This window comes from Amycolatopsis sp. lyj-109, assembly GCF_046548995.1.
Lineage (GTDB): Bacteria > Actinomycetota > Actinomycetes > Mycobacteriales > Pseudonocardiaceae > Amycolatopsis.
In genome coordinates this window covers 609878-623355 of the sequence record NZ_JAJPWR010000001.1, presented here as the reverse complement: position 1 = coordinate 623355, position 13478 = coordinate 609878, and the positions used below count along the sequence as shown (strand labels likewise).

Sequence of the window (13478 nt, the reverse complement as noted above, 5' to 3'; positions counted from 1 at the left end):
GCCGGTACGGTGTGACCGACTCCGACGAGGGGAGACCGCGTGCGCAAGTCCGTGTGGCTGTGGATCCTGCTGGCCGTCCTCGTGATCCTGGTGCTGGGCATGATCTTCGGCGGTTACCGCAAGGGCACCAAGCTCGGCGCGCCCGCCGCGCCCGCCGCACCCGTGGCGGCGTGGATCGTGGACCGGGCGGCCTGACACCGCAGCCGGGGGACGATGGCGGCGATGGCCCTCTTCCCTCCCGGCGACGGGAGGGAAGAGGTACCGGATCGGCTCAGAGGCACTCGTCGTGCGGGCGGACCCGCGCACCCGACCAGCACCCGCCAGGAGTGGGACACCTACTTCCCGGGCGTGCGCTACCGGCCGCCCTGGTGACCGGTCGCCCGGCTCGTGCAGGTGCCGGGACCTCCGCTCACCTTCGTCGCCGGCCGCCTGCCGCGACGGCGTCCCGGTACCGCAGGATGCTTTCCACACCGCGGAGGAACGTGGCGCAGACCGGGTCCGGGTCGGTGAGGCAACCCGCGGCCATGGCGCCGTCACGGAGCATGACGAAGTGCCGGGCCGCCCGCTCGGAGGCGGTTTCCCCCGCGGCGGCGAGCAATTCCGTGACCGTGTCCAGGAACCACTGCCGGTGCGCGAGGACGGCTCGGTGGACCGGGTGGGCGGGGTCCGGGTATTCGGCGGCGGCGTTGAGGAACGCGCAGCCCCGGAACCCGGGCGATCGGATGCCGTCGGCAATCGTGGTGGCCACCGCCAGGACGACGTCCCCGGGTGAGCCGCCGTCCGAAGCCGTCCGCGCCGCCGCCACCTGCGCCCTGATGGCCTTGTCCGCTTCGGTCAGGTAGGCGACCAGCAGGTCGTCCTTGCTGGGGAAGTGCCGGTAGAGCGTGGCGCGGGTGACACCGGCGTCGGCGATGACCCGGTCGATGCCGACCGAATGCAGGCCCTCGGTGTAGAACAGCCGGCTCGCCGAGGCCAGCAGCCGCGCTCGTGCTTCGGACACCTCGACATCCACCTCCCGGTTCGCTGAGCCGAGCCTAGCAGATAGAACGGTCGGTCTTGACGGCGACGGGTGACCGCTGTCATAGTCGGCAACGAGACAGATCGTTCTATCTACCGGGAGAGTTCATGACCACCGACACCGTTCCGGCCACGGGCCTCGCGCAGGCCCTGCGGCGGCTCTACTTCGTCCGGTTCGCCTTCGCCCTCGTCTGGGCCGCCCTGCTCTTCGCGACGGCGTCGAGCCTCGGGCCGGTCAGCATCGCGTTGCTGGTGCTGTACCCGCTGTTCGACGTGGTCGCCGCCGTGCTCGACGCGCGTTCGGCGAAGGCGGGCAGGCCGGTCACGGCGCTCTACGTGAACGTCGCGATCAGCCTGCTCGCCGCCGCCGGGCTGGCCGTCGCCGCCTCGTCCGGGATTCCGGGCGTGCTGCGCGTGTGGGGCAGCTGGGCGATCGTGGCCGGCCTCGTCCAGCTCGTCGTCGGCGCCGCCCGGCGCGGCCTCGGCGGCCAGTGGCCGATGATCCTCAGCGGCGCGATCTCCGTCGTGGCCGGCACTTCCTTCATCCTGCAGGCCACAATGGACGGTGCTTCGCTGACGGCACTGGCCGGCTACGCCACGCTGGGCGGCATCTTCTTCCTCGTTTCCGCGCTGCGGCTGGGTAGCGGCCTCAGGAGCACGACGTCCCGTTGAGCGTCGGCTGCTGGAACGGCGGCGTGCCACCGCTGTAGTTCGCGTTGTAGCCGAGCGTGGTCGTCGCGTTCGTGCCCAGGCTGCCGTTCCACGATGCGTTGCCGACCGTGACGACGTCACCGCCGTCGGTCCAGGTTCCGTTCCAGCCGTTGGTGACGGTCACGCCGGGCGCGGAGAACTTCAGCGTCCAGCTGCTGAGGGCCGCGCCCCGGTTCTCGATGACGATCTCGCCGGTGTACCCGGTCGGCCAGCTGCTGACCACCCGGTGGGTGACCTTGCAGCCACCGGTCGGCTGCGGGGTCGTGGTGGTGGGCGTGGTCGGCGTGGTGGGTGTCGTCGGGGTGGTGGTCTGGATCGGCCCGGCCGCGATGGCGAGGTCGTAGGCGCGCTGGGGCACGAACTGGCCGGCCGTGGCGATGCAGCCGTCCGCCTCGCCCGGCGGCTTGACCCACAGGAACGCGTCGATCTGGCCGTCGCCGGTCTGGTTGGTGCTCGGGGTGCCGATCGCGCGCCCGCCGGGGTCGCACCACTCGCTGCCCTGCGGCCCGTTGCCGTTGCGGCTCGTGTCGACCACGGCCTTCAGCCGCGAGTCGCCCAGCTGGCCGAGGATCGCCTTGTCGTAGGCCACTTCGTCGGAGGTCGAGCGGTAGTTGGACACGTTGGTGGAGATGCCGTCGGCACTGTTCGAGATGTCCGCGGCCCGCAGCCGTGCCGCGGCCTCACCGGGGGAGAGCCAAGCGGAGTGCCCGATGTCGAAGTACACCTTTGCCTGGGACGAGCCGGCCTTGAGCTTCTTGCCCGCGTACGCCATCGATGCCGAGGTCTGGCGTTGCTGGTCGCTGTTCTGGCAGCTCGTCATCTGCGGGAGCACGTCGGGTTCGAGCACGATGGCCGCGGGCCGGCCCGACAGCCCGGCCGCCACCTGGTCGACCCAGGCCCGGTAGGCGTCGTGGGACGGCGCGCCGCCGCCGCTCGCGCCGCCGCAGTCGCGGTTGGGGATGTCGTAGACGACCAGGATCGGGATCTTCCCCGCCGCGGCCGCCGCGCTGGTGTAGGCGTCCACCTCGCTGCGGACCGTGGACGTGTTCGTGGTGGTGAACCACCGCGCCTGCGGTACCGCGGCGATGCGGTCGCGGATGACCGCGGCGCGCGAGTCGCCGGGGTTCGCCGCGACCCACTTGGCCGCGTTGGTGCCCGGGTCGGTGTAGTAGGCCGAGGCGGCGGCTTCCGCGCCGGCCCACGTGGTCATCGCGACGACGCCGGTCACGGCCACGGCGGCGAGTCCTCCGGCGGCCACTGTCCTGCTTCGCATGCACGTTCTCCTTCGAACGACGGGCTGGCGCCGGAAACGGCTACTGGGAGCGCTCCCAGTAATCGGTGACTGTAGCCGGGGAAGGCGGTCCGGGAAAGGGGTCGCCGGTGTTGTGCTCGCTCGAGGGCGAGAAAATTACATTTGCCCGATGCTTCGTTGCACGGTGGTGAAACGCTGCTGACCTGCGATGATGGTCCCCCGGCGAAGCGGGCGCCGCATTGTTTCGTAAAGTGCGCCGGGTGCCGGCGTTCAGCAGTTGTTCAGTGGCAACGCGGCTGTTAGCGTTAACGTCCAGCGTGTTCGCCGTCGGCCGATTTGTTTCGCCGGCCGGTTCGAGAGTTTCGCCGCCCCTTCGTCGGAAGTGAGGACAACCATGTTCCGGAGAGCGGGAGCCGTGGCAGCGGCGGTGCTCCTGGCCGTGGCCGGCGGCGTCGTCGCCGCGGCACCGGCCGCCCAGGCCGCCACCTCGATCACGATCAACGGCGGTTCGGGCGGCCGCACGTTCGACGGCGTCGGCGCGGTCAGCGGCGGCGGGGGCAACAGCCGCCTGCTGATCGACTACCCCGAACCGCAGCGCGGCCAGATCCTCGACTACCTGTTCAAACCCGGTTACGGGTCCGCCCTGCAGATCCTCAAGGTGGAAATGGGCGGGGACACCAACTCCACCAGCGGCGCCGAGCCCAGCCACGCCCACTTCCGCGGCGATCTCGACTGCAACCGCGGGTACGAGTGGTGGATCATGGAGCAGGCGAAGGCGCGCAACCCCGGCATCAAGCTCGTGGGCCTGCCCTGGGGAGCGCCGGGCTGGATCGGCAACGGGACGTTCTTCTCCAACGACCTGACGGACTACTACCTGTCCTGGCTGGGGTGCGCCAAGCAGCACGGGCTGACCATCGACTACCTCACGAGCGTCCAGAACGAGAAGCAGTGGAGTGCCGACTGGACCGTGACCCTGCGCAACGCCCTCAACGCCAACGGGTACAGCGCGGTCAAGGTCATCTCCGGTGACTCGTGGCCGGGGGACTGGGGCCCGGCGGGCGCGATCTCGACGAACACGGCCTACCGCAACGCGACCGACGTGCTCAGCGCCCACTACACCTGCGGCTACCTCAGCGCGCAGACGTCCTGCAGCGTGCCGGCCAACGTCACGAACACCGGGAAGACGTTGTGGTCCAGCGAAAACGGCTCCCAGGACTACAACGACGGCGCCAAGCCGCTGGCCCGCGGGATCAACCGCGTCTACCTCGACGGCAAGATGACCGCCTACCTCAACTGGGACCTGATCGCCGCCGTCACGCCGAACATCCCGTGGCCGACGGTGGGGCTGATCCTGGCCAACCAGCCCTGGTCGGGCTACTACTCGGTCGGCAAGGACTCGTGGGCGCTGGCCCACACGACGCAGTTCACCGCGCCCGGCTGGAAGTACCTCGACTCCTCCAGCGGCTACCTCGGCGGGAACCGCAACAACGGCAGCTACGTCTCGCTGAAGTCCCCGAACAACACCGACTACAGCACGATCATCGAGACGATGGACGCGACCTCGGCCCAGCAGCTGAACCTCAACGTCACCGGCGGCTTGTCCACCGGCCAGGTGCACGTGTGGGCGACGAACCTCAACTCGAACAACACGGGCGACCACTTCGTCCACAGCACCGACATCACGCCGTCCGGCGGCGCCTTCTCCCTGACCGCCCAGCCCGGCTACCTCTACACCATCACGACCACCACCGGACAGGGCAAGGGAACGGCGACGAGCCCGCCGCAGGGTTCGCTGAACCTGCCCTACAGCGACGACTTCGACGGCTACGCGAAGGGCAAGGAAGCCAAGTACCTGATGGACATGGAGGGCGCGTTCGAGACCGCCGCCTGTGGCGCCGGCCGCGCGGGCACCTGCGTCCGCCAGGCCGCCACGCAGAAGACGATCCCGTGGAAGAAGTTCGTCGATCCCTACGCGCTGCTGGGCAACATCGCCTGGAGCACCTACACGCTGAACACCGACGTGCTGCTGGAGAAGTCCGGGTACGTCGAGCTGCTCGGCCGGGCCGGCTCGCAGGACACCGGCAACCAGGGTGCGCTGAACGCGTACTACTTCCGGGTGAGTGACACCGGCGCGTGGTCGATCCGGCGCAACAACACCAGCCAGCAGAACACGACCCTGCGCACCGGCACGACGACCGCGCTCGGCACCGGCAGCTGGCACAAGCTGTCCCTGGGGTTCTCCGGCAGCACCATCACCGCCTCGGTCGACGGCACTGTCGTCGGCACGGTCACCGACAGCACCTTCCCGGCCGGCCAGGTCGGTATCGGCACGAGCGTGGGGGAGACCGCCCAGTTCGACAACCTCTCGGTCGCCGGTTCGGGCGGTGGTTCGACCTCCGTGCTGCGCAACACCGCCGCCGGGCGCTGCCTCGACGTCCCGGGCGTGTCGCAGACCAACGGCACGCAGGTGACGCTGTGGGACTGCAACGGCGGCAGCAACCAGCAGTGGACCCTGACGTCCGGCAAACAGCTCCTGGTGTACGGCAACAAGTGCCTGGACGCCGAAGGCGCGGCCACGACCGCGGGCACCCGGGCGATCATCTGGGACTGCTCGACCGGCGCCAACCAGCAGTGGACGGCGGCCGCCGACGGCACGATCACCGGTGTCCAATCGGGACTGTGCCTGACGCCGAACGGCAACGGCACGGGGAACAGCACCCCGGTGACGCTGCAGGCTTGCACGGGCGGCAACGCCCAGAAGTGGACCAGGGGCTAGTACTGCCGGGCGAGATCCTTGTTCGATGCGGCCGAAGACAGCCTGCCAGGACAATCCTGGACGCCGGTCTGCCGCAGCTGGTCGTGAGTGGTAATTCGGGTTAGAACCCGAATTACCACTCACGACCAGGGGCGCTAGGCGGTCGAGCAGGTGCTTCCGTTGAGCGTGAACGCCGTGGGCGCGGGGTTGGACCCGCTGTAGGTGCCGTTGAAGCCGATGCCGGTCGAGGCGTTCGGCGCCAGCGTGCCGTTCCAGCTCAGGTTCTTGGCGGTGACGGCGCCGCCGGACTGGGCGAAGGTGGCACCCCAGCCGGGCAGGGTCACCTGCTGGCCGCCGGCGAAGGTGAAGGCCAGTGTCCAGCCGTTGACCGCGCTCGTGCCGGTGTTGGTGATGGTGACGTTGGCGGTGAACCCGTTGCCGCCGCCCCAGTTGGAGGCGGCATAGGCGATCTTGCACGCGCCCGTCCCGCCGCCCGCGCTCGTCGTCGCCGTCGCGATCCCGGAGCCGGCCGAGGTGTTGCCGGCGGCGTCCCTGGCCCGCACCTGGTACCGGTAGGTGCTCGAAGCGGTCAGGCCGCTGTCGGTGTACGACGTCGTCGCGGTCGAACCGACCACGGCGAACGTGCCCCCGCTCGCTCCCGGCGCCCGCAGGACGTCGTAGCCGGTGACGCCGACGTTGTCGGTCGACGCGGGCCAGCCGAGCGTGACCCCGCCGGCCGTCACCCCCGAGACGGCCGGGGTGCCCGGGACGGACGGGGCCTGGGTGTCCGCCTGGCCGCCGCCGAAGACGGTGGCCTCCTTCGAGGTCTGCCGGACTCCGTTGGCGCCGTTGAGGAACCGCTCGCCCCACGGGGTGAGGCTGGCCGGGTCGAAGCCGTTCGTCATGTCCAGGTAGCCGACGTCGCTGCTGTTGCCGCTCCACGACCAGCCGAGGTAGCCGAGGCCGCGGGCCTGCGCCTGGGCCATGATGGTGTCCTCGTCCGGGTTGCCGTCGCTGTGCATGTTCCCGAACTCGCCGACGACCAGGGGCAGCCCGGCGGTGCGGAACGCGTCGAAGTAGGCGTTGATCTCGGCGGCGGTGTCGTAGACGCCGTACATGTGGATGGAGAAGACCGTGTTGCGCTGCGGGTCGGCGGCGAACACCGTGCCCGCGTTGTCGCGCATGATGTTCTGCCAGTCCTGGCCCCACATCGGCGCGTCGGCCATCAGCAGGTGCTGCAGCCCGGCGGCCCGCAACCGCTTGATCGCATTGCCCGTCGCGGTGGTCCAGGTCGCGCTGACCTGCTGGTCGTTGCCGAACGGCTCGTTGCCCAGGTTGATGACGACGTAGTTCTCCTGGCCCTTCAGCGCGGCGGCCACGCTGATCCAGTAACTGGCGGCCTGGTCGAGGGTGGCGGCGCCGCTCTGTTCGCCGTACCCGGTGGTGTCGTGCACCTCCAGGACGCAGATCAGCCGGTTCTGCTTGCACTGCCCGATGACGCTGGTGACCTCGGCGGCCGGGGTCGGCCCCCACCGCTGCCCACTGCCGAGGACGACCCGGACGGTGTTGGCGCCGAAGGACTTGATGTCGGCGAAGGCGCGGTTTTGGCCCGGGTACCAGACGTACGCGTGGTTCACCCCGCGCAGCACGAACGGACTGCCGTTGGCTTCGAGGATCCGGGTGCCGTCGATGTGCAGGCCGGTCGCGGCGGGCGTGCCCGTGCCGAGCGCCGCCACCAGCGCGGGGTACCAGCGGCTCTCCATCTTCTGGATGCCGGTGGTGCTGTTCGGGTGGACGCCGTCACCGGTGTCCGCCGCGGTGTCGAACCCGGTCCACTGGTCGACGACGGTGATCGGCGACGCGGCCGTGGAGTGCGCCTGCGCCCAGCCGGGGATGGCGTTGTTCAGGTCGACGACCCGCTGGCCGCAAGCGGTGCAGTTGGCCGGGTTCATCGGGATGATCTTCGCGACGATCAGCTTGGTCGCCGGGTTGGCGGCCCGCATCTGGCCCAGCAGGGTGGTGTAGGCGTCGAGGATCGTGCTCGCCGGGATGTTGCTCCAGACGTCGTTCGTGCCCAGATGCATCAGGACGATGTCCGGGTGCGTCGCCGACAGCCAGCCGGGCAGCTGGTTGTCCCGGACGATCCCGGTCGCCAGGAACCCGCCGTGGCCCTCGTTGTCGCCGTCGTGGGTGAAGCCGCAACCCGTCGCGGGCAGGGTGCCGACGAAGTCGACGTCGGTGTGGCCGGTGTCCTGGAGGTGTTTCCACAGCAGCGCGCGCCAGCAGCCGGGCGAGCCGGTGATGGAGTCGCCCAGCGCCATGACCCGCGTGGGCGCGGCCGCCTGCGCCGCGGCGGGGGCCACGACGACACCGGCGGCCAGCAGCAAGCCGGCCACGAGCACGCGAAGGAATCGCCAGTTCATTACCGACCTCCTGGAGAACCACTCGACAGGAAAGTTTCAGGCTGGGAGCGCTCCCACCGTAACACGACGGACGCAAGCGGAACACCGGCCGCGAGACAGAAACCGGCCAACCTGCTTAACGTTAAGCTGCCGATCCGCGCCAGAAGAAAGCGTTTTCTCGACGCACGCCGCGGAGGGCGATCTGCCGCGCTCAGCAGCAACACCGGCCACAACCTCCCCCAGGCGGCCAACTCACCACCCGGAGCGGCCAACTCACCACCCGGAGCGGCCAACTCACCACGTGCCCGGTGAGTTGGCCGTTCCGGTGTGTGAGTTGGCCGCTGCGAGCGGTGAGTTGGCCGTTCCTGCACCGTTGACAGGCCACGGCGCTACGGTCCTGAATAGACAGAAGGTCATGGCCACGCCGCCCGTCTCGTGCGCCGCGGCCGGCGGCTCGATTCGCGGACCACCAGCTCCGGCGTGAACACCACGTGCCGGTGCTCGTGCTCGGACGGCGCCTGCGATTCGGCGATGACCAGGGCCGCTGCCGTGCGGCCGAGCTCGTGCCGGGGCTGGCGGACCGACGTCAGCGGCACCGCGGCCGCAGCCGCGAAGTCGATGTCGTCGTAGCCGACGATCGCCAGGTCCTCCGGGACCCGGACCCCCGCCCGGACCGTGGCCTGCAGCAGGCCCAGCGCCAGCAGGTCGTTCGCGCAGAAGACGGCATCGGGCAGCACCGCCCTGGCCAGCAGGTGCTCACCGGCCCGCAGGCCGCACGCCACGTTGAGGGCCGGGGCCGGCAGCACCTCCAGCACGTCCGGTGGCCGGCCCGCCAGCCGGATCGCGTCGCGGGCGCCGCGGTGGCGTTCGGCCGCCTGGTGGATGCCGGGCGGGCCGGTGACCATCACGATCCGCTCGCACCCCTCGGCCAGCAGGTGGGTGACCGCGAGCTCGCCACCGTGGCGGTCGTCCACCGCGACCGAGCACAGGTCCTCCTCCGCGGTCGGGTGGTCGAGCAGGACCACCGAGATCCCCCGGTCCCGCAGCCACCGCACCTGCGCTGCCCCGGACGCCACCGGCGTGATCAGCACCCCGTGCACGCGCTGCGCGGCCAGCAGCTCGACGTGCCCGGCTTCCTTGGCCACGGATTCGCCGCTGTTGCAGAGGAGCACCGCGTGCCCGGCCTGGCTCGCCGCCTCTTCGACGCCGCGGGCGACGTCGGTGAAGAAGGGGTTGCCCACGTCGAGCACCACCAGGCCGATCGTGCGGGCGGTGCCGGAGCGCAGCTGGCGCGCCGGCTCGTTGCGGACGTACCCCAGCGCGTCGATGGCGGCGAGTACCCGCGCCCGGGTGGCGGCGGCGACCACGTCGGGGCGGTTCAGCACGTTGGACACCGTGCCGACCGACACCGCGGCCCGGACGGCGACGTCCCGGATGCCGATCGGCGGCTTCACCGGACGCCCACCGCGACCGCGGCCAGCACGAGCAGTCCCGGTGCGACGACCACGAAGGCCGGCGCCTGCACGACGACGACGGTCACGACGACGATCGCGACGGCCAGCCCGAGGCTGCCACGCCAGTCCAGGACCGTCTCCCGCCCGGCCGCCGCCAGCACCTCCGGCCACCGGCGGCCCGGCCGCCAGGCCGCCGCGCCCCGCAGTCCGGTCGCCAGCAGCGCGGCGAGCACCAGCCCCAGGACGGCCCCGAACACCCGGCCGCCGGGCAGCCCGCCCAGCACCGCGACGACGTCGACGCCGCCGACGGCCAGCAGGCCCACCGGGGCCAGGACGGCCACCGGGTGCGCGAGCGCCGCGCGGAACAGGCGGGCGAACCGGCGCACGGACGGCGTCCGGCCGTCCGCGGCCACCTCGGTGAGCAGCACCGAACCGGCGGCCGCCGCGGCCAGAGCCGTCACGACGAACACCGACGCCACACAGACCAGGAACCCGACGAACAGCACTTCGGCCAGCAGCGTCAGCGACCGAGCGCCCCAAGGCGGCCTTGGGTGCGTCTGACGCACCGAAGGCCGCCTTGGGTGCGTCTCACGCACCGAAGGCCGCCTTGGGGCGCTCATCCCTTCAGCCCCGACGTCGCCACGCCTTCCACCAGGTAGCGCTGGAAGGCGAAGAAGAACAGCCCGATCGGCAGCAGGGCGAGCACCGACATGGCGAACATCGGGCCGAACGCCGACTGGCTCGTCTGGTCCACGAAGATCTGCAGCGCCAGCGGCAGGGTGAACTTGCCGGGGTCGTTGAGGTAGATCAGCTGCGAGAAGAAGTCGTTCCAGGTCCAGATGAAGGTGAAGATGGCGGTGGTGATCAGCGCCGGGCGCAGCAGCGGCGCGATCACGTACCGGAACGTCCGCACCGGCCCGCAGCCGTCGATCGTCGCCGCCTCGTCGAGCTCCCCGGGCAGGGCGCGGATGAACTGCACCATGAGGAACACGAAGAAGGCGTCGGTGGCCAGGAACTTCGGCAGGACGAGCGGCCAGAACGTGTTGACCATGCCGAGCTTCTGGAAGATGACGTACTGCGGGATGAGCACGACGTGCTGCGGCAGCATGATGGTGGAGAGCATGAAGCCGAACATCGGCCCGCGCCCCCGGAAGTGCAGCCGGGCGAAGGCGTACGCGGCCAGGGAGCACGAAACGACGTTGCCGGCGACCGCGCCGACGGAGATCACCACCGAGTTGGCGAAGTAGTGCCAGACGCTGTACCCGGCCACCCCGGCGAACACCTGCGTGTAGTTGTCCCCGGTGGCGTTCGCGGGCAGCAGCGAAAGCCCGGCCAGCACCTCCGCCGCGGGCTTGAACGACGCCGAGATCAGCCAGCCGACCGGGTACAGCAGCACCAGCAGGATGAGCACCAGCAGCAGGTGCCACCCCCAGGACCGGCGGGTCATCGGCCCTCCCCCGCGTAGAACACCCACCGGCGCGAGCCGCGGAACAGCAGCGCGGTGAGCACGCCGATCACCACCAGCAGCACCCAGGCCATCGCCGAGGCGAAGCCCATCCGGAAGTCGGTGAACCCCCGCTGGTAGAGGTACAGCGTGTAGAGCAGGGTCGAGTCGCTCGGCCCGCCGCGGCCGCTGCTGACGACGAACGCGCCGGTGAACGACTGGAACGCGTGGATGGTCTCCAGCACCAGGTTGAACAGCAGTACCGGGGACAGCATCGGCAGCGTCACCGACCGGAACCGGCGGAGCGGGCCGGCCCCGTCGAGTTCCGCCGCCTCGTAGAGCTCCTTCGGGATCTGCTTGAGCCCGGCCAGGAAAATGACCATCGGCGCGCCGAACTGCCACACGGCCAGCGCGATCACGGCCAGCAGCGCGAACTGCGGCTGATCCACCCAGCCGCCGGTGTCCAGGCCGAACGCGGCCAGCACGCGGTCCGCGGTGCCGCCGGTCGAGAACATCGCCCGCCACACCAGGGCGAGGCTCACGCTCGCGCCGAGCAACGAGGGCGCGTAGAACGCCGAGCGGTACAGCCCGGCGCCGCGGCGGGCGCGGTTCAGCAGCATCGCGACGGCCAGCGCCAGCCCGAGCTTGAGCGGCACCGACAGCCCGACGTACTGTGCGGTGACGCCGGCGGCGTGCCAGAACCGGTCGTCCCGGGTGAACATCGTGACGTAGTTGTCCAGGCCGACCCAGTGCGGCGCGTCGAACAGGTCGTAGTCGGTGAACGACAGGTACAGCGACGCGCTCATCGGGCCGATGGTCAGCACGAGCACGCCGATCAGCCACGGCGACAGGAACAAGTACCCCGAGCCCTGGCCGGTGCGGCGGCGTTGCGTCGCCGCTGCCGGGGCCACCGGCCGGTCCAGCACAGCTTGCGTCATCCGCTCCTCCGTCAGGATCCGAGTGACTGCTGCGCGGTCTGCACCACGCGCGCGGCCCCGTCGGCGACACTCGTGCGGCCGAAGATCACGTCGTCGTAGGCGCGCTGGAAGTCGCGCTTGACCGCCGCGGAGCCGGTGGGCCACAGGCCGGTCGCCGGGCCGATCCGGTCGGCGACCGACTTTTCGTAGTCGCACACCGCCTTCGTGGCGGCCTGGGCCGCGCCGCAGACCTGCTCGCGGATCGCGGTGTTCGGCGGCAGCCCGCGCGCCACGCCCAGCAGCTTGCCCGCTTCCGGGTTGTTGACCAGGAAGCTCAGCAGCTTGGCGGCGGCCTCCTTGTGCGCCGAGCGCTGGGCCACGGCGAAGGTGACCGGCGGCATGGCGGCCATGCCGGACGCCTGGCCGTCGGCCGGCAGCGGCGCCGCCTTGATCCCCGGGCCGTAGCTCGACAGGTACGCGCTGAGGCTGGAGTCGTAGTTGATCTCCGACCCGGCGCGCTTGGTGACCAGGCCCGAGTTCGGCATCGAGCCGTCCATCTTCGTCGTGACCTCGGGTGCGGTGACGGCCTTGGCCGCCCGCAGGTCGCCGGTCAGCGTCCAGAACTCCGTCAGGTCGGCGGCGGTGAACCCGAGCTTGCCGTCGTCGGTGTAGAGCGGCTTGCCGTGCTGGTGCAGCCAGACCTCGAACCAGTCGATCGCCCAGCCGAAGTCGGTCGTCCCGGCCACCCCGGTCGCGGCCACCTTGCGCAGGCCCTCGCCGAACTGCGCCCAGGTCCAGCTCTTGCCCGGCCCGGACGGTGGTTCGACACCCGCCTTGGTGAAGACGCCCGCGTCGTAGGCGAGCATCTGGGTGGTCTGGCCGCCGGGCACGGCGTACTGCCTGCCCTCGATCTTGCCGCCGGCCAGCAGCGCGGGCGCGATCCCGGTGACGTCGATCGTCGTGCCCACGGACGAGCTCAGGTCCTCCAGCACGTGCCGGTGCTGGTACTCGCCGAGCGTCGCGCGGTCCAGCTGGATCAGGTCGGGCGACGCACCCCCGGCGACCTGGGTGGAGAGCTTCTGGAAGTAGGCGTCGTACGCGGCGTACTCCGTCTGGACGGTGATGCCCGGGTTGTCCTTCATGAACTCCTCCACCGCGGCCTTGGTGGCCTTGGCCCGGTCTTCGTTGCCCCACCAGACGAAGCGGATCGTCGTGGGCCCCGAGGCGTCGCCACCGCCGCACCCCGTGACCAGCCCCGCCAGCGTGACCGCCACGGCCGCCACCAGCCCGGCGCGCACCCCGAACCGTCCGTTCATCGAATTTCCCTTCTGGAGACCACCACCGGGCGAGCTCACCGGAATTTCGGTCTTGAATCGGTTCAAGCACGGTAAGACCGCGCGCGGGCCGCGTCAACCAGCAATGATGCCAACGAAAGCGCCGAAACTTTCGAATCGGTCGAACGGGTGCAGCCGTTCATCCGATCATCGAGAAAGCGCTTACTCATGGACTGGACTGTTCGGGTCGGC

General features: G+C 70.5%; 11 protein-coding genes. 3 read left to right on the top strand and 8 right to left on the bottom strand.

Annotation, left to right across the window (positions count from 1 at the left end; genetic code table 11):
- The first annotated feature begins 39 nt into the window (after positions 1 to 39).
- Positions 40 to 195, top strand: coding sequence for a hypothetical protein (locus tag ACLJQF_RS02955; protein WP_410606631.1), 156 nt, complete (start codon positions 40 to 42; stop codon positions 193 to 195).
- Positions 196 to 409: 214 nt separating this feature from the next.
- On the opposite strand, the gene ACLJQF_RS02950 is transcribed toward ACLJQF_RS02955, so the two are convergent.
- Positions 410 to 1000, bottom strand: coding sequence for a TetR/AcrR family transcriptional regulator (locus ACLJQF_RS02950; protein WP_410606630.1), 591 nt, complete (start codon positions 998 to 1000; stop codon positions 410 to 412).
- Positions 1001 to 1125: 125 nt separating this feature from the next.
- On the opposite strand from ACLJQF_RS02950, the gene ACLJQF_RS02945 reads away from it, so the two are divergent.
- A complete protein-coding gene (locus tag ACLJQF_RS02945) occupies positions 1126 to 1689 on the top strand; it encodes a hypothetical protein (RefSeq protein ID WP_410606629.1) in 564 nt (187 codons plus the stop codon).
- Here the strand turns inward: ACLJQF_RS02945 and ACLJQF_RS02940 are convergent.
- A complete protein-coding gene (locus ACLJQF_RS02940; RefSeq protein WP_410606820.1) occupies positions 1667 to 2986 on the bottom strand; it encodes a glycoside hydrolase family 6 protein in 1320 nt (439 codons plus the stop codon). The genes ACLJQF_RS02945 and ACLJQF_RS02940 overlap by 23 nt on opposite strands.
- A gap of 388 nt (positions 2987 to 3374) precedes the next feature.
- Between ACLJQF_RS02940 and ACLJQF_RS02935 the strand changes: the two genes are divergently transcribed.
- Positions 3375 to 5756: a ricin-type beta-trefoil lectin domain protein gene (locus ACLJQF_RS02935; RefSeq protein ID WP_410606628.1), complete on the top strand. Its 2382-nt coding sequence runs from the start codon at positions 3375 to 3377 to the stop codon at positions 5754 to 5756.
- Between the two features lie 134 nt (positions 5757 to 5890).
- On the opposite strand, the gene ACLJQF_RS02930 is transcribed toward ACLJQF_RS02935, so the two are convergent.
- The 6 genes from ACLJQF_RS02930 to ACLJQF_RS02905 form a co-directional block, all read right to left on the bottom strand.
- Positions 5891 to 8158, bottom strand: coding sequence for a cellulase family glycosylhydrolase (locus ACLJQF_RS02930; protein WP_410606627.1), 2268 nt, complete (start codon positions 8156 to 8158; stop codon positions 5891 to 5893).
- 392 nt (positions 8159 to 8550) lie between these two features.
- Positions 8551 to 9591, bottom strand: coding sequence for a LacI family DNA-binding transcriptional regulator (locus ACLJQF_RS02925; protein WP_410606626.1), 1041 nt, complete (start codon positions 9589 to 9591; stop codon positions 8551 to 8553).
- Positions 9588 to 10157 (bottom strand): hypothetical protein, encoded by a 570-nt coding sequence (locus tag ACLJQF_RS02920; protein ID WP_410606625.1) that lies wholly within the window; start codon positions 10155 to 10157, stop codon positions 9588 to 9590. The genes ACLJQF_RS02925 and ACLJQF_RS02920 overlap by 4 nt, the downstream gene beginning before the upstream one ends.
- Positions 10158 to 10207: 50 nt before the next feature.
- Positions 10208 to 11038, bottom strand: a complete 831-nt coding sequence (locus ACLJQF_RS02915) for a carbohydrate ABC transporter permease (RefSeq protein WP_410606624.1) — start codon at positions 11036 to 11038, stop codon at positions 10208 to 10210.
- Positions 11035 to 11973, bottom strand: a complete 939-nt coding sequence (locus ACLJQF_RS02910) for a carbohydrate ABC transporter permease (RefSeq protein ID WP_410606623.1) — start codon at positions 11971 to 11973, stop codon at positions 11035 to 11037. Before ACLJQF_RS02910 ends, ACLJQF_RS02915 begins: the two co-directional genes overlap by 4 nt.
- Before the next feature lie 11 nt (positions 11974 to 11984).
- Positions 11985 to 13268 (bottom strand): ABC transporter substrate-binding protein, encoded by a 1284-nt coding sequence (locus tag ACLJQF_RS02905; protein ID WP_410606622.1) that lies wholly within the window; start codon positions 13266 to 13268, stop codon positions 11985 to 11987.
- Positions 13269 to 13478: the final 210 nt, after the last annotated feature.